General features: G+C 55.3%; 24 protein-coding genes, 1 tRNA gene, 1 pseudogene and 1 riboswitch. Of the genes and pseudogenes, 14 read left to right on the forward strand and 12 right to left on the reverse strand.

The genetic code is table 11. From position 1 onward, the window contains the following. The first annotated feature begins 82 nt into the window (after positions 1 to 82). Positions 83 to 156 (forward strand) — tRNA-Met (locus tag WG938_RS07350). A 126-nt stretch (positions 157 to 282) separates the two neighbouring features. Here WG938_RS07350 and WG938_RS07355 read toward each other — a convergent pair. After that, positions 283 to 606 (reverse strand): hypothetical protein, encoded by a 324-nt coding sequence (locus tag WG938_RS07355; RefSeq protein WP_339979247.1) that lies wholly within the window; start codon positions 604 to 606, stop codon positions 283 to 285. A 385-nt stretch (positions 607 to 991) separates the two neighbouring features. Between WG938_RS07355 and WG938_RS07360 the strand changes: the two genes are divergently transcribed. From WG938_RS07360 to WG938_RS07370, 3 genes are all read left to right on the forward strand, one after another. Beyond that, on the forward strand, positions 992 to 1,639 hold the full coding sequence (locus tag WG938_RS07360; protein WP_339979249.1) for a hypothetical protein: 648 nt from the start codon (positions 992 to 994) through the stop codon (positions 1,637 to 1,639). A gap of 765 nt (positions 1,640 to 2,404) precedes the next feature. Continuing rightward, positions 2,405 to 3,613, forward strand: a complete 1,209-nt coding sequence (locus WG938_RS07365; protein WP_339979252.1) for a PT domain-containing protein — start codon at positions 2,405 to 2,407, stop codon at positions 3,611 to 3,613. 331 nt (positions 3,614 to 3,944) lie between these two features. After that, complete coding sequence (locus WG938_RS07370; RefSeq protein WP_339979255.1) at positions 3,945 to 4,853, forward strand: trypsin; 909 nt, start codon at positions 3,945 to 3,947, stop codon at positions 4,851 to 4,853. 9 nt (positions 4,854 to 4,862) lie between these two features. On the opposite strand, the gene hisN is transcribed toward WG938_RS07370, so the two are convergent. Together hisN and WG938_RS07380 are read right to left on the reverse strand one after the other, a co-directional pair. Continuing rightward, positions 4,863 to 5,651 carry a histidinol-phosphatase gene (gene hisN, locus WG938_RS07375; RefSeq protein WP_339979257.1) on the reverse strand — a complete coding sequence of 263 codons (789 nt, stop codon included), beginning with the start codon at positions 5,649 to 5,651 and terminating at the stop codon, positions 4,863 to 4,865. A gap of 4 nt (positions 5,652 to 5,655) precedes the next feature. Next, entirely contained in the window at positions 5,656 to 6,504 is an 849-nt protein-coding gene (locus WG938_RS07380; protein WP_445228216.1) for an inositol monophosphatase family protein, read from the reverse strand. Between the two features lie 69 nt (positions 6,505 to 6,573). On the opposite strand from WG938_RS07380, the gene prfB reads away from it, so the two are divergent. From prfB to WG938_RS07405, 5 genes are all read left to right on the forward strand, one after another. After that, positions 6,574 to 7,716, forward strand: a complete 1,143-nt coding sequence (gene prfB, locus WG938_RS07385; protein WP_339979262.1) for a peptide chain release factor 2 — start codon at positions 6,574 to 6,576, stop codon at positions 7,714 to 7,716. A 59-nt stretch (positions 7,717 to 7,775) separates the two neighbouring features. Next, complete coding sequence (ftsE, locus tag WG938_RS07390; RefSeq protein ID WP_339979264.1) at positions 7,776 to 8,465, forward strand: cell division ATP-binding protein FtsE; 690 nt, start codon at positions 7,776 to 7,778, stop codon at positions 8,463 to 8,465. A 30-nt stretch (positions 8,466 to 8,495) separates the two neighbouring features. Further along, positions 8,496 to 9,398, forward strand: a complete 903-nt coding sequence (gene ftsX, locus WG938_RS07395; protein ID WP_339979266.1) for a permease-like cell division protein FtsX — start codon at positions 8,496 to 8,498, stop codon at positions 9,396 to 9,398. A gap of 72 nt (positions 9,399 to 9,470) precedes the next feature. Further along, positions 9,471 to 10,388 carry a polyphosphate kinase 2 gene (ppk2, locus tag WG938_RS07400; protein WP_339979268.1) on the forward strand — a complete coding sequence of 306 codons (918 nt, stop codon included), beginning with the start codon at positions 9,471 to 9,473 and terminating at the stop codon, positions 10,386 to 10,388. Positions 10,389 to 10,472: 84 nt separating this feature from the next. Beyond that, positions 10,473 to 11,588, forward strand: a complete 1,116-nt coding sequence (locus WG938_RS07405) for an enoyl-CoA hydratase/isomerase family protein (protein ID WP_339979270.1) — start codon at positions 10,473 to 10,475, stop codon at positions 11,586 to 11,588. Positions 11,589 to 11,625: 37 nt separating this feature from the next. Here WG938_RS07405 and WG938_RS07410 read toward each other — a convergent pair whose 3' ends face one another. After that, complete coding sequence (locus WG938_RS07410) at positions 11,626 to 12,354, reverse strand: YwiC-like family protein (protein ID WP_339979640.1); 729 nt, start codon at positions 12,352 to 12,354, stop codon at positions 11,626 to 11,628. A gap of 332 nt (positions 12,355 to 12,686) precedes the next feature. Then, positions 12,687 to 12,886, forward strand: a riboswitch (FMN riboswitch). A gap of 19 nt (positions 12,887 to 12,905) precedes the next feature. Between WG938_RS07410 and pnuC the strand changes: the two genes are divergently transcribed. Next, positions 12,906 to 13,652, forward strand: coding sequence for a nicotinamide riboside transporter PnuC (pnuC, locus tag WG938_RS07415; protein WP_339979641.1), 747 nt, complete (start codon positions 12,906 to 12,908; stop codon positions 13,650 to 13,652). On the opposite strand, the pseudogene WG938_RS07420 reads toward pnuC, so the two are convergent. Beyond that, a pseudogene (locus WG938_RS07420) lies at positions 13,595 to 14,107 on the reverse strand (nucleosidase); the annotation flags it as partial. The gene pnuC and the pseudogene WG938_RS07420 overlap by 58 nt on opposite strands. Positions 14,108 to 14,150: 43 nt before the next feature. Between WG938_RS07420 and WG938_RS07425 the strand changes: the two are divergent. Beyond that, on the forward strand, positions 14,151 to 14,858 hold the full coding sequence (locus WG938_RS07425) for a hypothetical protein (protein WP_339979272.1): 708 nt from the start codon (positions 14,151 to 14,153) through the stop codon (positions 14,856 to 14,858). A 125-nt stretch (positions 14,859 to 14,983) separates the two neighbouring features. Continuing rightward, a complete protein-coding gene (locus WG938_RS07430; protein WP_339979275.1) occupies positions 14,984 to 15,712 on the forward strand; it encodes a hypothetical protein in 729 nt (242 codons plus the stop codon). Positions 15,713 to 15,868: 156 nt separating this feature from the next. On the opposite strand, the gene WG938_RS07435 is transcribed toward WG938_RS07430, so the two are convergent. Further along, positions 15,869 to 16,141: a DUF1540 domain-containing protein gene (locus WG938_RS07435; RefSeq protein WP_339979278.1), complete on the reverse strand. Its 273-nt coding sequence runs from the start codon at positions 16,139 to 16,141 to the stop codon at positions 15,869 to 15,871. Between the two features lie 310 nt (positions 16,142 to 16,451). Next, positions 16,452 to 16,778 carry an ArsR/SmtB family transcription factor gene (locus tag WG938_RS07440; RefSeq protein WP_339979280.1) on the reverse strand — a complete coding sequence of 109 codons (327 nt, stop codon included), beginning with the start codon at positions 16,776 to 16,778 and terminating at the stop codon, positions 16,452 to 16,454. Positions 16,779 to 16,925: 147 nt separating this feature from the next. Between WG938_RS07440 and arsB the strand changes: the two genes are divergently transcribed. Continuing rightward, positions 16,926 to 17,972: an ACR3 family arsenite efflux transporter gene (gene arsB / locus WG938_RS07445; protein WP_339979643.1), complete on the forward strand. Its 1,047-nt coding sequence runs from the start codon at positions 16,926 to 16,928 to the stop codon at positions 17,970 to 17,972. On the opposite strand, the gene WG938_RS07450 is transcribed toward arsB, so the two are convergent. From WG938_RS07450 to WG938_RS07460, 3 genes are all read right to left on the reverse strand, one after another. After that, positions 17,969 to 19,615, reverse strand: a complete 1,647-nt coding sequence (locus WG938_RS07450; protein ID WP_339979283.1) for a peptide chain release factor 3 — start codon at positions 19,613 to 19,615, stop codon at positions 17,969 to 17,971. The two genes, arsB and WG938_RS07450, sit on opposite strands and share 4 nt — an antisense overlap. Positions 19,616 to 19,689: 74 nt before the next feature. Next, complete coding sequence (locus tag WG938_RS07455) at positions 19,690 to 20,625, reverse strand: SDR family NAD(P)-dependent oxidoreductase (RefSeq protein ID WP_339979285.1); 936 nt, start codon at positions 20,623 to 20,625, stop codon at positions 19,690 to 19,692. Between the two features lie 9 nt (positions 20,626 to 20,634). Next, complete coding sequence (locus WG938_RS07460) at positions 20,635 to 21,534, reverse strand: HAD-IIB family hydrolase (RefSeq protein WP_339979288.1); 900 nt, start codon at positions 21,532 to 21,534, stop codon at positions 20,635 to 20,637. Positions 21,535 to 21,777: 243 nt separating this feature from the next. Between WG938_RS07460 and WG938_RS07465 the strand changes: the two genes are divergently transcribed. Next, positions 21,778 to 23,229 (forward strand): glyceraldehyde-3-phosphate dehydrogenase, encoded by a 1,452-nt coding sequence (locus WG938_RS07465; RefSeq protein WP_339979290.1) that lies wholly within the window; start codon positions 21,778 to 21,780, stop codon positions 23,227 to 23,229. A gap of 134 nt (positions 23,230 to 23,363) precedes the next feature. Here the strand turns inward: WG938_RS07465 and pth are convergent, their stop codons facing one another. Together pth and WG938_RS07475 are read right to left on the reverse strand one after the other, a co-directional pair. Continuing rightward, the gene (gene pth / locus WG938_RS07470) at positions 23,364 to 23,984 is read right to left on the reverse strand and encodes an aminoacyl-tRNA hydrolase (RefSeq protein WP_339979293.1); all 621 of its coding nucleotides are present in this window, start codon (positions 23,982 to 23,984) and stop codon (positions 23,364 to 23,366) included. A 154-nt stretch (positions 23,985 to 24,138) separates the two neighbouring features. Then, positions 24,139 to 24,771: a 50S ribosomal protein L25/general stress protein Ctc gene (locus WG938_RS07475; RefSeq protein ID WP_339979295.1), complete on the reverse strand. Its 633-nt coding sequence runs from the start codon at positions 24,769 to 24,771 to the stop codon at positions 24,139 to 24,141.

A 24,771-nucleotide genomic window follows, 5' to 3' on the forward strand; every position in this document is an offset into this window, starting at 1 on the left:
ACGTCGTAAAGTTGACAGTTGCTGTAGAACGCGGTGATTTGGAATCTGTATGGTTCCAGTGTTACAGTATTCAAGCAGTCGGCGCGGGGTGGAGCAGCTCGGTAGCTCGCTGGGCTCATAACCCAGAGGTCGTAGGTTCGAATCCTGCCCCCGCCACTAAGTAAGCCCCTCACCAGGCAATATGCTCCGGTGGGGGGCTTTATTTTTACTTCAGACCTGCTACAGGCCCTCTATGCGACCCTCTATCACTTCATCGACGTCAACTTTGTGACCGCCGTCACATCAGCTGTCGTGTGATGTCCACATCTTCCTAGCCTTTGTTTTCAGCCCGTCGAACCACTTTTCGCCTACCCGATCCTCAAGCATCGCTAGCGACAGAACGTACATCGCCAAGAACACAACAAAGTACACCGCGAGGATGGCAACGGTGGCGACAACCTTGCCGACGAAGTTGTAGGACAGCACCCACTCCCAAATCGGATTAAAGCCAACACCGGCGAACATCGCGAAGGTCGGCAGTCCCACCAGCGCCAGCCCTAGCACCACAGCAGCGCCGTGAGCGCCCAGAGCACCCAAGCGAACAGTAAATGACCGCTGATACGGCACAGCGCCCTCATAGCATGTTAGCGGTAGTGGTCACGCCGACGCAGCATTTATTGGGTCATGCGGAGTAAAAATAACTCTTCGTAACCAGTTAGGTATGAACTAAATGCTAAGAGTTCGAATGAAACCACGTTTTAGGACACGGCTCCATTCATTGTCGTTCTCATTGGTCAGCGGTGCTGATCAGTGGTTATGCCTCGATAGGGGTGGCTGTTGGTCTACCTCTTTCGGGAAATCTTAATCATTGCTGTGAATCATCAGTATTCTGATTAAAGAGATTTCTGAAACGTTTTTGACGTTTCTTTTCATTCATACTTTTGTCGACAGGAACGTGGTTTATTTGTCATCACTAAGAACGAAATTCAGGCGAGGCGCCCTGGCTGCAACGATGTCGAGTTTCATGGTTCTCGGTATCGTCGCCTGTGGCAACGATGATCCGGCAACGTCGGAGAAGGTAGCAACGGATATTGATTCCAACAACGGGCAGAGTGAATCACTCGATTCTGCAACGGCGACAGCAACGGATATTGATTCCAACAACGGGCAGAGTGAATCACTCGATTCTGCAATGGGAGCCGGTGAAACGGGCGGCTCAGGCGTTGGGAGTAACAGCACAGGAAAAATGCCGAGTCCTACGCTCGGTGAATCGTCCGACGCTAAGAAAGCAGATAGTCAGGGGCGAGCGAAAGAGAAACTGCCCGCCCAACGGTCTGGTCTAGCGGGGCGGCAGTCGGCATCTGACAGTCAAATTGGCGGGACTTGTGGCACGATGTTCGGCCAACCTGTTGTCGCAGGAGCATCGACGTCGTGTGGCTTCGCGATGGAAGTAGCAATGCTTGCCACGGCAGGTACTCATCCAGAAGCTTATTGGCCGGTGACAGCGACTAGTCGAGAAACTGGCAAGACATACACCATGTCGTGTGGTATCGCTGGCACCGCCGATCGTGTCTGGTGCAAAGATATGAACGGTGGTACTGCGGAGGTTACAGTAGGCCCTGGCGAGGATGGATCGTGGAGCCATCTCATTGATTACTAAAAACGGACGACATAACAGCACAGGTCGCAAGTTCGAATCTTGTCCCCGCCACCAATTTTAAAAGCCCCCGGTTCATGAAAGTGGATCGGGATTTTTGCATTGGGGAATGTTGGGGAATTGAGAAGCGGACACAATGTGGCCCATGTTGCCAATGTGGCAAATGTTAAATTTGTTAATTTGAAGTAAATTAATTGCGGACATTTATCGATTTGAACACCTTTCACTTCTTCGGAAATGTATCGGCCCGAAGTCGTGGCCGCGACAAGTGATTATCGATTTCTGCTTCAGTTGATGGGGCTGGCGCAGTAGTTGGTGTTGGCTTTTGTAAATGGCCTGATTGACTGGGGTGCGGCATGGCTTTGTTGCGGGTCTTGGCTGGAAGTCTCGTTGGAAGTTTCGCTGTTGGCGGCGACGTCGGTGGGGGGTTGGAAAATGGTTAATAATTGGTGAAGTGTGGGTTTCTTGTTGGGGATTGTGTCGTTTCTTTACCCCCGAAATGAATGGCGGAAAATATAATTAGTCACCCGGTAAATGCAGGTGGGAATATGGATTGTCTGCATTGATGAAATTATTCGCTTAATGGTGATCAGCATTTCCTTTGCTGCTCAGTTATATTTTTTTTCTGAGGGCTAGGCCAGCAGGATGGTCTACGAAAATCTATTGGTAGTGGCTTCGCTTTGTGTGTTAGCTCACTATTCGAGAGCTTCGTCCGTGAAATTTGTTGTGAGCCCGAATTTAATCCAGTTCAATTTAGGACGGTTCATTATGAAGAAGCTTTCTTCGATCGTTGCTGCAGGTGCGCTCGCCGTAGGTATGCTTTCCGGTGCAAGTGCTGCTTTCGCTGATCCATCTGGAAATAATGGCAACGGCAATACTGGCAATTCCGGTGTCGAATCCAACATTGGCAATGGCGATCACGGTAATTCTGAGGACTCTAATGGTGCTGGTAATGGCACCAACCATGGTCCAGACAGTGCTCCTTGCAAGAATGGCAATAATAAGGGCGTAGCTGGCTGCGATACCGCTACTGCTGAGTCAACCGAGGAGCCAACCGAGGAACCAACCACGGAGCCAACCGAGGAACCAACCACGGAGCCAACCGAGGAACCAACCACGGAGCCAACCGAGGAACCAACCACGGAGCCAACCGAGGAGCCAACCGAGGAACCAACCGAGGAACCAACCACGGAGCCAACCGAGAAGCCTTCCAAGGACAAGGACAAGCCGGGCAAGCCTGAGAAGACCGAAGGTCAGAACGACGGCAAGGACAATTCCGGCAAGAAACCAAACGACGACGACGCCAAGGATGACCAGCAGGGTGCCAACTGTGGCGAAGGCGAGAACACCGGCAACCCATGGTGCACGCCGAAGCCTTCTGAGTCTGAAGAGCCAACCGAGTCTGAAGAGCCAACTGAGTCCGAAGAGCCAACTGAGTCCGAGGAGCCAACTGAGTCCGAGGAGCCAACTGAGTCCGAGGAGCCAACTGAGTCCGAGGAGCCAACTGAGTCCGAGGAACCAACTGAGTCCGAGGAACCAACCGAGTCTGAAGAGCCAACCGAGTCCGAGGAACCAACCAAGGAGCCAGGTAAGCCTGAGTGCGATAAGCCAGGTTGTGACATCGACATCGACGTAACTATCGTTCCAAAGCCAGACTGCGACGATAAGTGCGACGATGACGAGAAGCCAGGCAAGGATGACGAGAAGCCAGGCAAGGACGACGATGCTAAGAAGCCTTCTCCAGTCAAGGTGGTTGATGTAACCCCAGCTCCAGCTAAGGGTGACGCCGCAAAGCCGGTCGTGAAGACGATCATCGTGAAAAAGGAAGCTGCTCCAGCATCCGCAAAGCCAGCAACTGTTGCTAAGCAGGCAACCCTGCCAGTAACTGGTGTTGAAGTTGCAGGCATCGCTGCTGCAGCTGCAGCAATGATGGGCGCAGGTGCAGTTGCAATGCGTGCATCCCGCCGCAACTCCTAAGCCGACCGCCTCTAGCGAGGTGAGTAACTAAAAGTTGTAGAAGACTCCCTCATTCAGCACTCCACGGAGTGATTGAATGGGGGAGATTTCTTTTTCGCGTGTCTCTCGCGGATTCGCTCGGGGCGCATCATCATGTTGCTTTTGAGGCAAGCGTCACTCCGCAATCGAATTTCACAGGCCAGACCGAGGGTACGCCTTAAAGGGCAAAATAATCACCCCGGCTACTGCCAAAACGCAGCTAAGTGCTCCACTGCACTTGCTTATCTCTGAACACATCGACCACAATTGTGAAGCGTTCAAAATCAGAAAAATTCATTCGCAGGAGGATACGGTGCGAGATTCCGAGTACGGTTCCAAAGGGCAAACAGCTTCCCGGCTACTAGCAAGCTGCGCAATCGCCCTCACGGCAGCCGTGGGATTTGCACCTGCTGTAGTGGCAGACCCCAATCCTGCACCATCTGACACTCAAAACCAGGACACGATGTATCCGCATCCTGTCCGCGATGACTTGGTGTCAAAGATCATGGCGCTCTCTCCCGGCAATGTTCATAACCGTATTGCAGGCAGCTTCTTTGATTCGCCAACTGCGCCACCAGCAGCTACAGAGCTCGCTAACCAAGGACGTGTCCTTGTTGGCCCAGGTACACCGCTGCTTGTTGGCTATGGAGAAGCAGAGCAAGTCTGCACCGTCACCGTTACAGGTCGGGACAATCAAGACCGCCTCGTCGGCATCACGGCAGGGCACTGCGGTCGACCTGGTACTGCAGTTCGCTCCATGGACGCGATCGAAGTTGGCCCATTTGGCACCATCGAGCGTGTAAATGATGAACTCGATTACTCCGTCATCGTTTTCGATGACCGTGCCGAACTCACTGCCGACTACAACAACGCACGCATTTCACAGACTGGACCACTGCCAGCCCCAGGATCCGAACTGTGCAAGCTTGGTATCGCCACAGGCAAAACATGTGGCCCAGCGTGGACTTCTATCGACGTCGCCAATCCGAAGCCAGCGAATATCGAAGCCCAGGTGTGCGCGAGCCAAGGTGACTCCGGCGCCCCTGTGTTCCAAGGCGAAACTCTCGTCGGAATGATCCGTGGTGCCCGTCTCCAGCCAGCATGCGTCACCCCACTTCAGGGTGCACTCTTCGCTCCAACCTTGGTGACATCCATTGATGCCATCTTCGCTGACATCAACGCCAACCCGGGTGCAGGTCAAGGACTACGCATTACGACGTAGCCACCCAAGCTACTTCGTAAGCTTGCTCAACACGACGTCGTGAAGCAGACCGTTCGTGGCCACGGCGTCGCCACCATGGGGGCCAGCTTCGCCGGCAAGTGACGTGAATGTGCCACCAGCCTCGCGGATTACGATGTCGAGAGCAGCGAGATCCCACAGCGAAACCTCAGGCTCGGCTGCCACGTCCACGGCACCCTCTGCGACCAGGCAATACGAGAAGAAGTCGCCGTATGCGCGCAAGCGCCACGCCTCATCCGTCAATGCAATGAAGTTCTCGCGGAGGCCGCGCTCCTGCCAACCGCTGAGCGACGAATTCGAAATCGAGCAATCCGCCACCTGCTCGACACCCGAGACGTGAATCTGCTTTGGCTTGTCCTGACCAATCGAAGTCTTCCACGCGCCTTCACCCACGGAAGCCCACCACCGGCGCCCAAGTGCAGGGGCAGAAATGACACCAACGACCGGCTTACCGTCTTCCAGAAGAGCAATCAACGTAGCCCACACGGGTACGTTGCGCACAAAGTTCTTGGTGCCATCGATCGGGTCGATAACCCACTGACGACCGTCGAAAATAGCGTCGCCACCGAACTCTTCGCCCAAGACTTCATCATCAGGGCGTTCGGTGCCAAGAATGTCCCGGAGCTGACGTTCACACTCGATGTCCGCATCCGACACAGGCGAAAGATCTGGTTTTGAATCCACCTTCAAATCAGCGGCCTCGAAACGAGACATAGTTAAGGCATCAGCGGTATCGGCCAACTTCAAAGCAAGAGCGAGGTCATCAGCGAAATTTGTCATGGCCTCAGTCTACGGTAGGGCTGTCACCCAGGATTGATGCCAACTCGGCCACGCTGCTCTGTGAACCGGCCACGCGCCAACGGCCCGCGAGCGTGCCCACGCCACCCGCGCCACACACGAGGGCATAACCCGGCAACCAATCCCATGGAGCGACATCGCGCTGAAACCATGCCCCCAGGCGACCATCTGCGACACCGGCCAAATCGATCGACGCTGACCCCATCACCCGCCACGTCGCAAAGCGGGACGTCGCGTCGGCCCAGCGGCGAGCGCAATCGATGTCCTCGGGGGTGTGTGAGTCAGGATCGATAGCAGTGGAATGCAAGTAGGTTCCAGCACACACTGTGTTCAATGTCGCATCGTGAATGGTTAGCTCCGTGCGGGTGCCATCCGCCTCCACGCGAGTGGTGGGCAAATCAGGGCCACCGACCCACGTTTCACCCGTCGCCGGACGGCTGACGGCACCAAGAATGACTCGCTCTGGTTTCTCTGGATCGCCTTCTACAAGGGCGATCGCGCTACACCAATAGTCTGAACCGGTGGTGAAGTTGTAGGTGCCATCGACGGGGTCGATAACCCACGTCAAACCAGATTCGGAATACTTGGCCGAGCCTTCTTCGCCCAAAATTCCATCTTGCGGACGCAAACTGGACAATGATTCGACAACGAGTTTCTCGGCAGTACGGTCAGCTTCGGTCACGACATCGGAAATAGAAGTCTTGAATTCGGTTTCCAGCCCGTCAGCTCGCATGCGGGCAGCTAGAGACGCTGCACGACGCACAACTGCTGTAGCTAAATCAGCTTGTTCGGCCAAGGAATAGGATTCAGACTTGTTCTCCGTCATACGTTCCATTGTGCCGAAAACTGCAGAACCTGCACGGTCTGTGTAGTTATTAAGGTGCAGGGCGCTACAGTGGATGCCGTGAATGCCCCCGTTAATCCCGACGTGAATGCTGACCTGGCCAACCTCGATTCCATTCTGACCACTATTGAAAAGGTCGTGGATCTGGAGGAACTCGCTACTCGTGCTCGCGAGTTGGAAGATCAAGCTGCGGATCCGTCGTTGTGGGACGACCCTGATCATGCACAGCAGGTCACTAGTGACTTGTCGGCAACACAGGCGAAGATCAAGAAGATCACCGCGTTGCGCGAACGTCTCGACGACCTGCCGGTGATGTACGAGCTTGCCAATGAAGAAGCAGGCGAGAGCGCAGAAGCTGCCGCCGAGGCGCGTGAGCTGGCCGACGAAGAACGCGCTGAAATTCGGACTGCAATCGAGTCGTTGGAAGTGCAGACGATGTTGTCCGGTGAATACGACGAGCGCGAAGCCGTCATAAACATTCGCTCCGGTGCTGGTGGCGTTGACGCTGCAGACTGGGCAGAAATGCTGATGCGCATGTATGTCCGTTGGGCAGAAAAGGCTGGCCATAAGGTAGACATCTACGACATTTCCTACGCAGAAGAAGCCGGCATTAAGTCGGCAACCTTCGTTGTACACGGTGAATACACCTACGGAACTTTGTCGGTAGAGCAGGGCACGCATCGCCTGGTGCGGCTGTCGCCGTTTGACAATCAGAACCGTCGTCAGACCTCGTTTGCAGAGGTCGAGGTGCTACCGGTTGTGGAAACGACAGACAAGATCGAGATTCCTGAGACCGATATCAAGATGGATGTGTTCCGATCGTCCGGTCCTGGCGGTCAGTCCGTGAACACGACGGACTCCGCAGTGCGTATTACTCACGTGCCGACGGGAATCGTCGTCACGTGTCAGAACGAAAAGTCCCAGCACCAGAACAAGGCTTCTGCGCTGCGTGTCCTGCAGGCGAAGTTGTTGGAGCGCAAGCGCCAAGAGGAAAAGGCTGAAATGGACGCGCTCGGCGCGGGCGGAAATGCGTCGTGGGGTAACCAGATGCGCTCGTACGTGTTGCATCCGTATCAAATGGTGAAGGATTTGCGGAATAGCTTTGAGGTGAATAACCCTCAAGCTGTGTTGGACGGCGACATTGATGGCTTCTTGGAGGCCGGAATTCGTTGGCGAATGGCACAGCAAACTGGGGGAGAGTAGCGGTGGCGCTGCCCGCCAAACTGTGATCCGTGTTGCCTGTGTGACTAGAGTGGCTAGATGTGATCACATTCGACCGGGTAACAAAGACCTATTCCACGTCTACGCGACCGGCTCTCGACGACGTCTCTGTCACTATCGACAAAGGTGAATTCGTCTTCCTCATTGGGCCGTCTGGATCAGGAAAGTCCACTTTCCTGCGTTTGATGGTGCGTGAAGAAAAGCCAGATTCCGGCAAGCTATTGGTGGCTGGCAAGGACCTCGCCGCCATGCCTAATCGGCAAGTGCCAAAATTGCGTCAGCGCATCGGCTATGTTTTCCAGGATTTCCGACTTCTGCCCAAGAAGACGGTCTACGAGAACGTGGCATTCGCGCAGCAGGTGATCGGCAAGAGCAAGGACAAGATCGCCAAGTCTGTCCCAGAAACCCTCGAAATGGTGGGGCTTGAAGGCAAGGCGAATCGCTACCCACATGAGCTCTCCGGTGGTGAACAGCAGCGTGTGGCTATTGCGCGCGCATTTGTGAACCGTCCGCTGGTTCTGCTTGCCGACGAGCCAACAGGCAACCTCGACCCTGATACCTCTGCGGACATTATGTTGCTGCTTGACCGCATCAATCGTCTGGGTACGACCGTCATTATGTCGACCCACGATAGCGGCGCAGTCGATGCAATGCGCCGTCGTGTGTTGGAACTGTCCCTCGGCAAATTGGTCCGTGATGACGCCACTGGCGTCTACGGACTTGGCCGCTAGTAGAAGAAGAAAAGGAGGGACGTCAACATCATGAAAACTCGTCTCGTGCTTGGCGAAGCATTTTCCAGCCTTGGCCGAAATCTCACGATGACCATTGCGATGATCATCACCACTGCCATTTCTCTCGCGTTGCTTGCGACCGGAATTCTGGTCACTGACATGACCAACCGGACGAAGGACATGTACCTTGATCGCGTCGAGGTGCAGGTAGAGCTGAGCGATACCGTTTCATCGGACGATCTGAGCTGTACTTCGCCGGAATGTGCCGAGGTAAAGACGAAGCTGGAAAGCACGGACGGCATTGAGTCCGTGACGTTCCGCAATCGTCAACAAAACTTCGAGCACTTCACCAAGATGTTTGAGAAAACCGATCCTGAGCTAGTCGCGAGCGCGACTCCAGAATCACTGCCAGCGGTGCTGCTGGTACGTCTCGACGATCCGACGGACACCTCTCCGCTTGATCAGGTTCGAGACATGCCGCAAGTGCAGTACGTCACGGATCAGCGTGACGACGTTAATAACGCTGCAAAGAACCTTGACTCCGTTCGAAACGCAGCGTTCTTGATCGCCGGTGTGCAGGCACTGGCCGCAGTCTTCTTGATTGCAAACATGGTGCAGATCGCTGCATACTCTCGTCGCACGGAAGTCGACATCATGCGGATGGTGGGTGCGACCCGTTGGTTCACGCAAGCACCATTTGTGCTGGAAGCAGTTATTGCTTCGTTCCTTGGTGGCGTACTCGGTGTGGCTGGCCTGTTTGCGGGCAAGGCTGCAGTCGTCGATCCAGCAATGCAGGATATTTACCGCGCTCAACTCGTAGCGCCGGTCACGAATGCCGACATTTGGATGGTGGCGCCGATCATTATCCTGATCGGCATGGTGTTCGCGGGTCTCACTGCGCAAATCACCTTGCGCTATTACACCCGTAAATAACCTTCACTTAGGCGGTATTTACCGCCAAACCCGATTGTCAAAGGGTAGGCGCTGGCAGGTAGTATTTTTACCATGACCAAGGATGACAGCCAGCGCCCACCGAAGCTCGACAAAGTCGCCTATGAAAAGGAGCTCAAAAGGCTCCAGGCTGAACTCGTCGAAATGCAGCAGTGGGTCGTAGAAACCGGTGCTCGCGTTGTAATCGTGATGGAAGGTCGTGACGCAGCCGGTAAGGGCTCCGCGATCAAGCGCATCACCCAGTACTTGAACCCACGTACTTGTCGTATTGAGGCGCTTCCTGCGCCAACGACTCGTGAACAGGGTCAGTGGTACTTCCAGCGTTATGTTGAGCGTCTGCCAACCGCTGGTGAAATCGTCATTTTTGACCGCTCCTGGTACAACCGAGCTGGCGTCGAACGCGTCATGGGCTTCTGTACCTCTCAGGAGTACCGTCGCTTCCTGCACCAGGCCCCAATTTTCGAGCGCCTGCTTGTTGAAGACGGCATCATCTTGCGCAAGTACTGGTTCTCAGTATCGGACGAAGAGCAGGTTAAGCGCTTCTCGTCTCGTCGTGAAGATCCTTTGCGTCGCTGGAAACTGTCTCCAATGGACCTCGAATCCATTACTCGCTGGGAGGACTACTCTCGCGCGAAGGATGAGATGTTCATTCACACCGACATCCCATCGGCACCCTGGTTCACGGTCGAGTCGGAGGACAAGAAGCGTTCGCGCATCAATGTCATCAATCACCTGCTGAACACCATTCCTTACGAGCACATCGAATGGAACGTGCCAGAAATTCCGCAGCGACCAGAATCCGAGTCGAACTATGAGCGTCCACCACGCACGGAGTTCCGTTACGTACCGGATGTGGCAGCGAAATTGGAAAAGCAGGCGACGAGCAAGAAGCCTGCAAAGAAGACTGACAAAAAGTCCGAGAAAAAGACTGACAAGAAGTCGGACAAGAAGAGCAAGTCTTCCAAGAAGTAGCTACACGGAAGTAAATCCTTTTTGCCTGCGGGGATTTCTGTAATCCCAACCACAAATAGTTAGTGGTGTGTAACACTGTGAGGCATGACTCAGATTTCTGATAACTCACAGCAGTCCGCCTCTGTCGTGGCACAGGTTTCCGGCGTCTCCGGACGGTTGCTCCTCAACCGCCCGAAGGCGCTTAACTCTTTGGACCTGGAGATGGTCCACGAAATTACGTCCGCCATGAACGAATGGCGTGACGACGACGTCGTGAAGCAGATTGTCCTGTACTCGGATCACCCGAAGGCATTCTGTGCAGGCGGCGATGTGCGTACGATCCGTCAGCAGATCCTCGATGAGCAGTTCGATGAGTGCGAGAAGTTCTTCATCGACGAGTACGTCATGAACGCCGGTATCGCGGAATTCGGCGAGTCGAAGCCGTACGTAGCCATCATCGATGGCATTGCTATGGGCGGTGGCCTGGGTGTTTCGCTGCATGGTACCCACCGCATTATCACTGAGCGAGCAAGCGCAGCTATGCCGGAGACTGCTATCGGTTTCGTTCCTGATGTGGGTATTACTCACTTCTCGCAGCATGTGAAGACGCAGGATGGCGATTCCTCAAAGGCTATCGCGCGTTTCACGGGCCTTACCGGCTACCGACTGAATGCAGCTGACCTGTTGTACGCAGGGTGGGGCACGCACTTCGTTGCACACGGTGATCTGGAGGATTTCCAGGAGCTTCTCGACGCCGAGGGCATCGATGCAGCACTGGCAAAGTTCGCGAAGAGCGACGCTGAGGCAGCAGAGATTCTTGGCGAGTCCAAGATCAAGGCAATGCGTCCATGCATCGAAGCGATCTTCGGGTTCAATACTTGGGCTGAGATGGAATCGGCGCTGGCAAATGCTGCCAGTGGTGCAGGAGATGCTGCAAAGGAGTGCTCGCCGGAGCACGTGGAGGAGTTCCAGAAGCTGCTGTCTTCAGGTGCGGTTCTGTCGAACGTTGCCGCAGTGGAGCTTTACGCTGCAAACGCTGGCGATATCACCGTCCGCGAGGCTCTGGACAATGAGCTGAAGCTGGGCGAGTACATGCGTCGTCATCCAAACTTCGTTGAAGGTGTCCGCGCAGTGCTTGTGGATAAGGATCGCAATGCTGCGTTCGTTCCTGAGTCCACCGCCGATGTTGATGTCGAAGCACTTCGCGCAACGTTGAAGTAGTGCTGCGCGTGGCCGCGTTGCTCAAAAGCAACGGCGGTCAGAGCAATGCCGCCGCAACCACGAGGACGGTAATGACTGCCTCGATTAGCCCGACCGTTTTCGGACGCCATGGCTGGTTGCGGCGTTCGCCTGTGTACGGCATAAGGTACGACCGGGCGACCAAAACTACCGCGACGATAATTGCAAACCAGTGGACGAGCCCCATTGCCGTTCCAATGATCGAGGCAATGAGTACTCCAACGTGATAGGTCACCGAGCCGATCAACCAGTTGCGATGGCCACGTTCGCGGATGAGGGTTTTCACGTATGGGACCGTGCCTACAAAGAACGCCACGTACACGGCGAACGCAACCCAGGCTGCGTGATGTCCGAAGCCGCCGCTGCTTGCCGACGCAACAACTGGCGTCATCAGACATGCCGCAATCACCGTTGAGACTCCGGAAAGGAGTGAACGGGGGCGGCGCTTCCACGCTTCGTGCACTGCTATGGCGACCAGTGGTAAGAATGCTGGAATCCAGCGGATAAGGGTCGAATCGGCGAGGAGAGCCACAATGCCGGCGAGGGCAGTAAGTGCTCCGTATGCGAACACTGGAGGCCGGTTAGTGTCGCGGAAGCGGGATCGAATCCAGATTCCTGCTGCGAAGAAGGTGAAATAGCCGAACCACCACGTAAGCAATACGGCAACAGCAGTCCAACTCGGGGACAGTAGAACGCCAGTGAGAGCCGGCACCGTAACCATGAACCAGGCTCCGTGCTGGTCTGGCACCCAACCCTTGGCTCGCTTGGTGCGACGTTTTGTGGGGGAGGCCTTGGTATGGGGCTTATTTTTGCGTGGCCTTTGGGCGTGGGGTGTCTTGTTACCAAGTTGCTCGTTGTCAGAAGCCTTTGTGCCTGAGTGGTTCGCTGCAACTTTTCCCATGATTACTACAGTAGCTTGAGTCGCCTTAAATGCGTATTCAACATACCTAATATGTGTGCTGGTGTACGTAGTCGGTGGTTTTTACAGGGGCAGCCGAGATCGCGCTCATGGTTTCACTGCTCGTGGCCAATTCCCGCGAAAAGTACCCAGCGTCCACAGCAGGAGTGCTACCGTAAAGCACACATTCTCAGGGCGGGGCGAAATTCCCCACCGGCGGTGAAGTTCATGGCCAGCGATCTACGATCGCGTGGTCGTACCAACATGCAGTCTCGCAGTTGGTCAGTGAAATAAGTCCGCGAGCGCTTCCGGGCACGGAAGGTCAGCAGATTTGGTTGGAATCCAAAACCGACGGTCATAGTCCGGATGGAAGAGAAGGAGTTTTTCTCGTGGATTTTTTCATGCACAATTTCTTGACGGCACAGGTCACAATCGCTGGTGCTCCGATCCTTATCAGGGAAATTGTCGGCAACGTTTTCGGCCTCGGTTCCGCCTACTTTGGAATGAAACGAATGGTGTGGGCATGGCCAATCGGCATCATCGGCAACATTTTGTTGTTTACTGTCTTCCTCGGCGGTGTTTTCCATACTCCGCAAAACCTTGACCTTTATGGGCAAGCAGGACGACAAGTGATGTTCATGGCTGTCAGCCTGTATGGCTGGTGGAAGTGGGGACAGACTCGTCGTAACGCAAGCGCGCAGAATGTAAGCGGAGAAGCCGTCGATCCACGGTGGGCGACCACGCAGGAGCGCATCGGGTTACTCCTCGTCGCAGTTGTCGGAACGATCGCATGCGCCAAGGTTTTCCAAGCACTGGGTTCGTGGGGACCGTGGGCTGACGCGTGGATCTTCATCGGGTCGATGCTGGCAACGTGGGGTATGGCGCGCGGAATCAACGAATTCTGGTTGATCTGGATTGCCGTCGATATTGTTGGCGTGCCGCTGCTTTTCGCCGGTGGCTATTACCCATCCGCAGTGCTCTACCTTGTTTACGGCGTGTTTGTGTCTTGGGGATTTGTTACTTGGGTGCGACTCAAGAAGTCGGACATCACCCTGGAACACTCTTCGACACCATCTGCCCACAGCTTTCCGGCGTCTCGACCGGCGGAGTCTGACACGAGCTTGATGAGCGAAACCGGCACATCATAACGGCGCGCCACCCACGCAATTGCGTATCCCTCCATGTCAACGAGGTCTGCCCGCTTCGCCAACTTGCGACGCATCGCCGGATCTTCCAGGAATACGTCGCCGGTCGCCAGCCGTAGGCAGTCCTCATCGTCATTTAGTTGAATCGGCGGGTATGCCGTATCTCCGGTGATTCTGCGTATCGACGAATGTGAGAAATCATGCAGCTCAACATGGCCAACACGATGTACGCCAGACACGTTCTTTAACGCGCCTGCCGTGCCAATGTTGATAATTTCGCGGGGCAGTGGCCCTCGGGCGAGAACGTCGGTAAGCGCAAAAGTAGCTCGAATGCGCCCGATGCCGGTGAGTAGGATTGGCCAATCGCTGTCGAGATGTTCAGCTTCCTCGTGAGCCGCAACAACAAGTAGTGGTGCCTCGGGGTCGATCGGTGACAGAAGCTCGGGCAGCGTAATCATAGTTATAGACTAGCCCGACCCGAAGTTGATTAGGATAGGCCACGTGACGTTCCGACCAGATAACTCCCGTACTAATCGTGCTTCTCAGGCAGAGGAGCGCGCGCGAATGCTCGTGCAAGAAGTGCTGGACCGTGAAGAGCGAGTCCGCAACAAGCTTGCCTCGCCTGAGGTTGATCCATGGGCGATGAGGTTCATCGTGGACGATTCGATCCAGCAGGGTCCTATTGCCGCGTGGCGCGAAGCTGCTGGTCGCGCGCGCCGAATCATGCGTCGTTTCGACATTCAGGCGGGCTACCGCGAGAAGTTGCGCGATGTGGAAAAGCGTATTGATTCCATGCTGTACCTCGCCGAGTCTTTGGAGGAGGCATGGGATGATGCCGCGGCGTCGTCGAAAGCGCTTTCCGACGCAGAGTCGAAGAATGTTGAAGCATTCGAAAAGGAGCGCGAGCGCCAGAACAATATTGCTGAGGTGAAGCGTCAGCGGGACGAAAAGCGCCGAGAGTTCCGTCGTAAAGCGGAACATATGGCAAATGATGCGTTCGGGAAGACGCGCGAAGCCGGCGGTGAAGTGTTGCGCAGGTCAATTGACGTGGGGCGAGAAGCTTTAGAAAAGTTGCCGAATATTTTCGGTGCTAGTGGAATCGCGGGAAGTGGCTTGCCTGGATTTAGCAAGAGGGATGAGGAGCCAAGGGAAGTTCGTAAGGCGACGGCGCGAGATTTGCGCAAGGAGCCACCACTGCCGGAGGACTAGCGACGGTAGCAACTTGCTGGGCACCGGCGTGCCCAGTGAGTTTTCCTGGTAGTTTTGTCGAAACCCCTTGACAAGTTAGGCAAGGTGAAATAGTTTAGCCTTGCCTAATGAAAAGGGGAGCTTTCATGAACCGTGACATCGCTACTTCTCAGGTGTGTCGCATCTTGGCGGGAGTCGGTGCTATGACTCTTGTGCCGTACAAAATTGATGCTCGTGCTCGCATCGAAGTGCTTGCTCATGGGGTCAATAGCCAGGGGCAACTGGTTTTCACTTGCCTTGAAAGTGATGTCGTGGGGTTCGGCGATATGCCTGCCCGCATGGATGTCGAGAAGAAAGCCCCTGAATTCAGCGCCGACATTGTTGCATCAAGTGTCCATGCGCTCGTCGAAATCAGATGGGGCGAAAGTGACGGTCGTGTTCGCGTAGGTGTCATTCATCTGGATCGACTGTTCTTCCACGGTGTTGCCGGACCAGTGTCGTTCAACTTCAGGGAACTCCTACCTGAAGCGCAGCAGCTCTGTGAGGTTGATGGTGATGAGATCGCTGCGTGTGAAGCAGTAGTTCTGCGTGGTGCGGTTACCTTGTCGCACCTGGTTGCAGTGGCGAGCGCGGGAATGCTGAATGCGTATGCTGTCTCGGCTCGAGGCAATGTTCTGCATACCAAACACGATGAAGGTATCTACGTAGTTGATGTCAATAAAGATGGAGTGACCTTGATGGAGGTTGCCGGTTTTGTGGTGACCACTGTTGAAATTCCATTCGTTCGTACATCCCCGACTTTTGAAAGCCTGGAAAAGGAGTTAGCGGCCCTTTCCGTAGAAGCCTCAGCTCGGCACGTTTCTATGCGTATCTGATACCGGGTTGAGGAGGGGAGGTGTCGCCTTGGTGACAGCTCGCCTTCGAAAAGAGAAGTAGCGCGCCTCGTTTGCTGAAGCGCGCTACTTCTCTTGGGTGCTGTCTACTGAAGTTGAGTGCCAGTAGGCACTCTCACGATGCTCGTGCGAATGCTACTACGCGGATTCGTAGTTAGCGCACTGTGCGTCCGCGCCGGTGATTTCGACCGTCTCGTTAGAGCAAGTGAGTTCGCTGTTGTGGACGCAATCGAGGCGATGGCAAACGGCAACCTTGCTGTCGGCGTCGCCCGCCTTGCCACGGGCATCGAGGTTTACGAAAGTGCCGCACGTCGGTGCCTTGGTGTCAATGATGGTGATGGCGAGTGCGGTGCAGCCACCGTTGTTGAATGAGCAATCGGAAGCGGTGCAAGCGGAAACTGTGGTGGTCATGATGGGACTCCCTAGGTGGTGTCTAACTACTGACTGCGTATCTGATAACTCCGAATCTAAGGGTCGTTAGGTATTCCGGCAAGCAAGGAAAGCCTGCCTTGACCTGCGATTATATAGCAACAGGGGTGTTGGTTTAATCGATGTCGAGCGTATGGCCTGCGGAGATAAATATTATTAAATTAGGGTCAAAATTGTTGCGTAAATCTGCCGTGTGGGGAATGTCACTCATCTATTGAGTTGCATTCACCCGAGGTGGGAGTGCGCCTCAATGCAGGATGGGCGGAATTGGCGATCGAGATCCGTGCAGGCTTTAAATTTGCCGCTGGATGAGTGCAAGGAGCTCTGCGTCGAAAGAGGCGGCGATACTGAAGAAGCTCCACTTGCCACGCTTTTCTCGATTGAGGATGCCGGCGTCGACAAGCCTGCCCAGGTGGTGTGAGACGGTGGATTGACTCATATTGAAGGCCTCTGGAAATGCACAAGCGCAGACCGGCTCGTCCGAAGAGTCGATGTACAGGGCGAGTTGCAGGCGGGTCTTATCACCCAGGGCTTTGAGTATGTCAACGATGGGAGCAACTGCTGCAGAATCCTGAATTAAGGCGGATTGGCTGCAGGTCTCATCGTCGTGGGTATTCATGTCTTTACTGTACGTCGCCGGTGAAAAACACGTGGTCATTTAGATGTATCGACAAGTATCGATATATGGAGTAAGTTGACCACCATGAACACTGCTGAAAAGACAGCTGACCACAGTGTCGAACGGCACGACACAGCCGCCTCGAAAATGTCATTCCTCGATCGTTGGCTCGCCGTGTGGATCCTCCTCGCGATGGGGCTAGGCCTTGTGCTGGGTCGACTCTTGCCTGGGATCAATGATGCGCTCAGTGCGATGGAGATCGGTAGCATTTCGATCCCGATTGCCATCGGCCTGCTGGTCATGATGTATCCGCCACTAGCAAAAGTACGTTATGACAAGACTGCCGAAATCACCGCTGACCGTAAACTCATGGCCATTTCACTTGTGCTGAATTGGCTCATCGGCCCCGCTCTGATGTTCGCTCTCGCCTGGACATTCCTGCCCGATAGCCCCGAGCTGCGCACTGGCTTGATCATTGTCGGTCTCGCACGCTGCATCGCGATGGTTCTGGTTTGGAACGACCTCGCTTGCGGAGACAGTGAAACTGCCGCCGTCCTCGTCGCCATCAATGCTGTGTTCCAAGTACTTCTCTATGGCGTGCTTGGTTGGTTCTACCTGCAAGTTCTTCCAGGGTGGCTTGGCTTGCCGACGACCTCCGCCAATTTCTCATTCTGGTCCATCGTCGGCAGTGTCGCCGTGTTCCTCGGTATTCCACTGCTTGCCGGAGCCCTATCCCGCATCATCGGTGAGAAGACCAAGGGTCGAGAATGGTACGAGGGCACATTCTTGCCAAAGATTTCGCCACTAGCTCTGATCGGTCTGCTGTACACGATCGTGCTCCTGTTCAGCCTCCAGGGAGAAGCGATTACCAAGAATCCGGGCACCGTCGTCCGTGCTGCTGTGCCACTGTTGGGCTACTTCGTCATTATGTTCGTTGTCGCTCTGTTCGCGTCCAAGGCAGTCGGCCTTAACTACGCGAAATCTGCGTCGGTAGCGTTCACGGCTGCAGGCAACAACTTCGAGTTGGCAATCGCAGTCGCCGTCGGCACGTTCGGTGCAACATCAATGCAAGCGCTGGCTGGAACCATTGGCCCGCTGATCGAAGTTCCCGTACTAGTGGGGCTTGTATACGTCAGCTTGTGGCTGGCACCAAAGTTGTTCCGAGACGATTCCTCGGTGCCAGCGCGACGCTAGTCGGCAACCAGTGTTTCAAGGGTGAACTCTGGATGCTCCTTCTCAATGAAGGACAGCTTCCACTTGTCACCGAACAAGGCGATGATAGCCCCGTCGGAGCGAGTGAAGATTTCTACACCACGCTGCTTCGCCAACTCTGGGGCTGTCTTTTCGTCAGTACGACGCGCAACTGAGTATGGAATTGGATCCGTGACGGTCTCCACGTTGTATTCGACTTCCATACGACCCTGCATGACCTCGAACTGCATCGGGCCGACAGCAGCCATGACGGGTGCTGCGTCACCACGAGCGTCGTTACGCAGAATTTGGACCACGCCTTCGGCATCAAGCTGATCGATTGCCTTACGGAACTGCTTGTACTTGCCGAGGCTCTTCGCCCGCAGCGTTCGGAAATGCTCCGGCGCGAACTGGGGCATTGGCTTGAACTGGACCTTTGGACCAGCGTAGATAGTGTCGCCTGGGGCAAGAGAACCAGCGTTGACGAGGCCCACGATGTCGCCAGGGTAGGCAGTCTCGACCGTCGAACGGGTACGGCCAAACACCGTCAACGCGTACTTCGTAGAGAAGGAACGGCCCGACTGCGCATGCGTCACCTGCATGCCACGTTCAAACTCGCCAGACACAACGCGCATAAACGCCAACTTGTCTCGGTGATGCGCGTCCATTCCGGCCTGCACCTTGAAAATGACGCCAGCAAACGGATCGGTAGGCTCACGCTTCTCGACGATCGCCGTCTGGCCAGATCCCGCCGCAGCAGCGACTGCGTTCGGGTCAGATTCGCGAGCAGCAGGAGCCGGCGCAAGCTCGCAAAGAGTATCCAGAATCTGGTGGACACCCCAGTTCAGCATGGCCGAGGCGAAAATCACTGGTGAGGTATCGCCGGCGAGATACATTTCCTGGTCGTGATCCGCGCCGTCGGCGGATAGCAACTCCGACTCTTCCGCGGCGGTTTCCCACGCGTCACCCTGCTCAGCTGCAGCTTCGTCAGGAGTAAGGTGCGTCTCCGATGCGATGGTGGATCCACCAGCGGTGCGTTCGAAGCGAATGAACTCGATTGCTTCGCCATCTTCGCCACGGTGTAGCAAGCCACGGAAGTCACCAGCGTCGCCGACTGGCCAGAACAGGGGAGTTGGCTGCAACTCAATTTCCTCATAGATCTCGTCCATGAGCTCGAGTGGAGCCTTGCCGGGGCGGTCCCACTTGTTAATCACCGTGACAATAGGAATGCCATTTGCCTTACAGACTTTAAACAGCTTCAAAGTCTGGGGTTCAAGGCCCTTCGCACCGTCGACAAGCATGACAGCAGCATCGACAGCAGTGAGAACTCGGTAGGTATCCTCCGAGAAGTCCGCGTGACCTGGGGTATCCACCAAGTTGATCATGAAAGGCTCGCCCTCATGGTCCTCCGGGGCATACTCGAATTGAAGCGCGGACGATGCGATAGAAATACCGCGATCCTTTTCCATTTCCATCCAGTCAGAAACGGTTGCTTTACGGCCGGCCTTGCCGTGGACAGCACCTGCCTCGGAAATTACGTGTGCGTGCAGCGCCAGCGCTTCGGTCAACGTGGATTTACCAGCGTCCGGGTGGGCGATAACAGCGAATGTGCGGCGGCGTGTGGCTTCCTCGGCAAGGGTGGTCATGGTCAACAAGAGTAGTAGGTGGCCAGGATCGATCCCAATTTGGCCAACTCTCGCAACAGGGACCGTTGAGCTCCCTAGTGTTCGCGCAGCTGTAGGTAGCGTTCCGTCATGTCGTAGAGCTTTTCCGTTGAAGAATCGTCGTACGCAATCTTGCGGATCTTTCCCGGAGTGCGACGGTCGTTGTAGAACAGCCCTGACTTCCACGCGATGTCTGGAGTGCCATCGATGAAGTAGGCGAGATTCTCACCACCCTTTGCGACGTCGCTCATGACCTTTCTGGCCGCCGAATGATAACCGAGTGCGAGAAGCCCGCGAGTGCCGGACGCGAAGTTCGTGGCAATTACTCCAGGATGAAACGCCACCGCATTCAGACCTTGGCTGTGAAAGCGACGATGCAGCTCGTGAGTGAACATCACCTGCGCCAACTTGGAGTTTCCGTAGGCGCGCCGGGAACTGAAGCGACTGAGCGATTGCGTGTCTTTAAACGAGAATCGGCTCAGGTACTGGGCAGCTACTGACGAGGTGTTGACGACAGTGGCGTTGGCGCTGATCAGTTTGTCGAGAAGCAGTGTGGTCAGTAAGAACGGCGCTGCGTAGTTCACCTGCCATGTGAGCTCGTAGCCGTCTTTCGTGATCAGCGGGCCATCGAAGTATCCGCCAGCGTTGTTCGCGAGGACATCAATGTGCGGATGGTTGTCTTTGAGTGTTTGCGCCAGAGCTCGAACTTCACTGAGGTCAGAGAAATCAGCGGTGTAGTACTTCGCATTAATCTGCTGTGCGACAGACCGGGTTTTCTCTGGGTTACGACCTACGAGAACTAGCTCGGTGGGAGAGTCATCGTACTGATGAGCAGCATGCAGAGTGAAAGCTGCCGACTTTCCAATGCCATCGCTTGCGCCTGTGATGACAATCGTTCGTGCCTTCGGCCTCGCTTTGGGCAGCCCTTCGGTCGTTGCTTCAGGCGTTGCCTTTTGAGTTGCTTCTGGGGTCTCTTCTTCGGGCCGTGACATACGCCTAGGCTACGACTCTAAGAATTGCCTCAGGATTGTCACTACACCATTCTGGGTGTTCGCTGGAGCGTGGTTCGTTGCCCGTTCGGCAATCAGGGGGTGCGCATTTGCCATTGCGTAGGACTTCCCCGAAAAGTCAAGAAGTTCCAGGTCATTCAGGTAATCGACGAAGCAGACCGTGTCTTCTTGGCTAACCCCGAGCGCTTCCTGTAAATCGCGCAGTGCTGTGCCCTTGTTCACTTTCGGATCGATCAGGTCCACCCACCGTGCACCCGACACCACTGGTCGTAAACCTGCTACCCGAGCTCCCAGGAACGGTGCTACACCGAGATCTTCCACATCACCGAATGCATAAATAGCAAGCTTTACGACGTTGTCATTCGCCAATACCGTCTCCAGGTCGTCGACGAGCGCTAGCTCGGCGTAATACTTGTTCGCTTCGTTGAAAAAGGACGTGAGCCGATCGGTGGTAGCTGGATCAGTGGCGGGGTAGCGCTCAATGTATGCGCTCTTGTGTCCACACACGACGAGGCCAAGAACTGGCTCATCGTTATTGGCACTCTGAAGATTGAAATCGTTGACCGCTGTGGCCGTGGCCCGAACAGCATCGCGGGTTAAGACGGTCGCAGAGACCACGTTGCCTTGATGGACGACGAAATTGCCGTTCTCGCAAATGAAGGAAATGCGGTCGGAAATGCTGGCAAACTGCGTCACCAAGCGAGCGAACTGTCGACCCGATGCAGGAGCGAAGAACACGCCCCGATCCAAAAGTTCAGAGATGGTTGGCCAGAAGGAATCTGGAATGTTGCCGTCGCCGTCGAGAAGTGTTCCATCCATATCGGTGACTACCAGACGTGGCAAGGAAACGGGAGAGGGATCTGTGGGTGGGACGGCAGGTGCGGAATGCATGCTGTCAAGTTTAGGCCACAGTCTAATAATCATTACCCCCGAAACTTACGCCTGGGTTAGCTCGAGAACACGAGGAAGCAATTCCTAGGTAAATTTGAACGTGGACTCATAATCTCAGCTGACAGGCCACGAAACAGTCACGAGACAGTTTTGCCTACACGGCATAGTTGGGCCGAATTGACGCTTGGTTACCCATGATTCCCTTGTTCTGAATTATCTGATTCTGAATCCTCAGGAGGACAAATGCCGGAGTCGGCCTCGAATAACCACAACGACTGGAACGAACGTATCGAGATTGCGGAGAAGATGATCCCGCTGCTCGGTCAGCTCCGTCGCAACAAGAACGTGGTTACCTCTATTTTCGGTCGTCGACTGGAGAATGTCACCGAGATTGACATTGTGAAGTCGCATCGATTCGCTCGCCGCGTCATTGATCAGGAGCTGCCACTGACGCAGACCCTGCCAATCCTCGAGCGACTGGTCGAGATGGACTTGGGCACCTCGTCGATCGACCTCGGTACCCTCGCGACTCGCTACGAAGAGCAGGGAGGCGACCTGCAGGAGTTCCTGAACAAGGAGCTCGCAGACGTTATCGGCACCGGCAACGACACTCCAAAGACAGACGTAGTTCTGTACGGTTTCGGCCGCATCGGCCGCCTGTTGGCTCGCATCCTGCTGTCTCGTGAAGCACTGTTCAACGGTCCACGCTTGCGCGCAATCGTCGTACGTAGCAAGGGTGACATCGACATTGAGAAGCGTGCATCCCTGCTCCGCCGTGACTCCGTACACGGCGCATTCGACGGCACGATCACCGTCGATAAGGAAAAGAACATCATCTGGGCTAACGGCACCCCAATTCAGATGATTTACGCTGGTGACCCATCGGCGATTGACTACACCGAGTACGGCATCGACAATGCAATCGTCGTTGACAACACCGGTGCATGGCGTGACCGCGATGGTCTGTCGCAGCACTTGAAGTCGAAGGGTGTTGCTCGCGTTCTGCTGACCGCTCCAGGCAAGGGCGACATCAAGAACATTGTTTACGGAATCAACCACAAGGACATCGACGACTCCGACAAGATTCTGTCGGCTGCTTCTTGTACCACCAACGGCATTACTCCAGTGCTGAAGGTTCTGAACGACAAGTGGGGCGTCAACCACGGTCACGTCGAGACGGTTCACTCCTTCACCAACGACCAGAACCTGATCGACAACTTCCACAAGGGTGATCGTCGTGGTCGCGCAGCAACCCTCAACATGGTGCTGACCTCCACGGGTGCTGCAAAGGCTGTTGCGAAGGCACTGCCAGAGTTCGAAGGCAAGCTGACCGGTAACGCAATTCGCGTACCAACCCCAGATGTCTCGATGGCTGTTCTGAACCTGACCATGGAGAACGACGTCACCCGCGACGAAGTCAACGACTACCTGCGCGACGTTTCTCTGCGTTCGGTTCTGCGCCAGCAGATCAACTACATCCACTCGCCAGAGGTTGTTTCGACCGACTTCGTTGGTTCCACCCACGCTGGCATCGTCGATGGTTTGGCTACCATCGCCAACGGCAAGCAGCTGGTTCTTTACGTCTGGTACGACAACGAGTTCGGTTACTCGAACCAGGTCATTCGTATCGTTGAGGAAATCGCAGGCGCACGCCCAGTCGTGTACCCGAAGCGAAAGCACCTCGACGAGCTGTAAGAGGTTGTCGGCGATGCCACCCAGCAGCCGCAGGGCGGTTGGAGGGCGGTTGCTAGACAGCGTTAGATAGCGAAAGCTGCTCCTTTCCCATTATTTGGGGAGGGAGCAGCTTTTAGGCTTCGAAGTGCCCTCAGCTATTTCCCATGCACGTGGTTCTGCGCCACCTCAAGACCATGCTTGGCGATAAGCTCCACGGCATCGGCAGCGTCCTGAATAATGAAGGGCAGTTCCTTGCGTTCGGTCGTCGAAAAGCTGCGGAGCACATAATCCGCCGGATCCTGTCGGCCCGGTGGGCGGCCGATACCGACGCGCACGCGCAGGTAATCTTTGGTGCCCAGGGATTTCGTGGTGGAGCGCAATCCGTTGTGGCCGCCCTCGCCACCGCCACGCTTGAGACGAATGCTGCCGGGCTCGACATCAAGTTCGTCGTGAACAACGATGACATTCGTCGGAGCGACGTTGAAGAACTTCGTCAGCGCCGCAATCGGACCTCCCGACAGATTCATAAAACACCGGCATTTAGCCAAAATGATCTGTCGTTCCGACCCATCCGGGTTGCTCCACCGGGTCTGCACAATCTCTGCATTTGATCGCTTGTGCACGCTAAACGTCGATGCCATCGGAACCGTCCGCGACGCGAGCTCATCCAACACCATATGGCCGACGTTATGCCGAGTGTCCGCATATTTCGGTCCAGGGTTGCCAAGGCCAACTACCAAAATCGGATCCGTGTTTGAGCTTTGCGACGAATTCATACCTATCATCTTGGCACACCCAGTCGGGAGTGAGTCTTTGAGGCGAACTGATGAGAAACGACCCCGAAAACCACAAAACGCGCCACAACCCGACAATCGGGAAGTGGCGCGTTTCTAGAGCACGCAACTAGCGTGCTAAGCGACTAGCGAAGAATTACTCTTCACCCTCAGCTGCTGGTGCTTCGCCCTCAGCTGCCTCGCCTTCTTCGGTTTCTTCGTCCTCAGCTGGCTGCTCCTCTGGCTCAACAACGTTGAAGATGAGCAGTTCAGCGTCGTCAGCAAGCTCGAGGCCTTCTGGCAGCTTGACGCCACCAGCGTGAACCTGGGTGCCAACCTCTGCGCCCTCGAGATCGACGACGATCTCTTCTGGAATGGAGAGTACTGGTGCAACAACGAGGATGGTCTCTGCGTCCTGCATGAGCAGTGCGCCTGGAGCAACTTCACCGGAGTGAACAACTGGGACCTCAACCTCGACCTTTTCGCCGCGGTGAATAGCCAGCAGGTCAGCGTGGTCAACGTCGAGGGTCAGCGCGTTCTGGTCAACTGCCTTAACCATGGACAGCTGGGACTCGCCCTCAATGTCCAGGTCGATGACAGCGTTGATGCCGTAGTTACGCAGAACTGCGTGGAACTCGATGGAATCAACGAGAACGTGCATTGGGGCATCCAGGTCTGCACCGTAGATAACCACTGGGATGTCGCCTGCGCGACGTGCACGGCGAGCGGCACCCTTGCCGAACTCGGTGCGGTTGCGAGCTTCAAGCTTCACGATATTTGGCTTAGCCAT

Source organism: Corynebacterium sp. H113 (assembly GCF_037572315.1).
GTDB lineage: Bacteria > Actinomycetota > Actinomycetes > Mycobacteriales > Mycobacteriaceae > Corynebacterium.

What these genes read in the sequence shown, in the direction of transcription:
- WG938_RS07360 (WP_339979249.1), top strand. Translation starts at nt 992, where the DNA reads ATGTCGAGTTTCATGGTTCTCGGTATCGTCGCCTGTGGCAACGATGAT.
- WG938_RS07365 (WP_339979252.1), top strand. Translation starts at nt 2,405, where the DNA reads ATGAAGAAGCTTTCTTCGATCGTTGCTGCAGGTGCGCTCGCCGTAGGT.
- hisN (WP_339979257.1), bottom strand. Translation starts at nt 5,651, where the DNA reads ATGACAAATTTCGCTGATGACCTCGCTCTTGCTTTGAAGTTGGCCGAT.
- WG938_RS07380 (WP_445228216.1), bottom strand. Translation starts at nt 6,504, where the DNA reads ATGGAACGTATGACGGAGAACAAGTCTGAATCCTATTCCTTGGCCGAA.
- ftsX (WP_339979266.1), top strand. Translation starts at nt 8,496, where the DNA reads ATGAAAACTCGTCTCGTGCTTGGCGAAGCATTTTCCAGCCTTGGCCGA.
- ppk2 (WP_339979268.1), top strand. Translation starts at nt 9,471, where the DNA reads ATGACCAAGGATGACAGCCAGCGCCCACCGAAGCTCGACAAAGTCGCC.
- WG938_RS07405 (WP_339979270.1), top strand. Translation starts at nt 10,473, where the DNA reads ATGACTCAGATTTCTGATAACTCACAGCAGTCCGCCTCTGTCGTGGCA.
- pnuC (WP_339979641.1), top strand. Translation starts at nt 12,906, where the DNA reads ATGCACAATTTCTTGACGGCACAGGTCACAATCGCTGGTGCTCCGATC.
- WG938_RS07430 (WP_339979275.1), top strand. Translation starts at nt 14,984, where the DNA reads ATGAACCGTGACATCGCTACTTCTCAGGTGTGTCGCATCTTGGCGGGA.
- WG938_RS07435 (WP_339979278.1), bottom strand. Translation starts at nt 16,141, where the DNA reads ATGACCACCACAGTTTCCGCTTGCACCGCTTCCGATTGCTCATTCAAC.
- WG938_RS07440 (WP_339979280.1), bottom strand. Translation starts at nt 16,778, where the DNA reads ATGAATACCCACGACGATGAGACCTGCAGCCAATCCGCCTTAATTCAG.
- arsB (WP_339979643.1), top strand. Translation starts at nt 16,926, where the DNA reads ATGTCATTCCTCGATCGTTGGCTCGCCGTGTGGATCCTCCTCGCGATG.
- WG938_RS07450 (WP_339979283.1), bottom strand. Translation starts at nt 19,615, where the DNA reads ATGACCACCCTTGCCGAGGAAGCCACACGCCGCCGCACATTCGCTGTT.
- WG938_RS07455 (WP_339979285.1), bottom strand. Translation starts at nt 20,625, where the DNA reads ATGTCACGGCCCGAAGAAGAGACCCCAGAAGCAACTCAAAAGGCAACG.
- WG938_RS07460 (WP_339979288.1), bottom strand. Translation starts at nt 21,534, where the DNA reads ATGCATTCCGCACCTGCCGTCCCACCCACAGATCCCTCTCCCGTTTCC.
- WG938_RS07465 (WP_339979290.1), top strand. Translation starts at nt 21,778, where the DNA reads ATGCCGGAGTCGGCCTCGAATAACCACAACGACTGGAACGAACGTATC.
- pth (WP_339979293.1), bottom strand. Translation starts at nt 23,984, where the DNA reads ATGAATTCGTCGCAAAGCTCAAACACGGATCCGATTTTGGTAGTTGGC.
- WG938_RS07475 (WP_339979295.1), bottom strand. Translation starts at nt 24,771, where the DNA reads ATGGCTAAGCCAAATATCGTGAAGCTTGAAGCTCGCAACCGCACCGAG.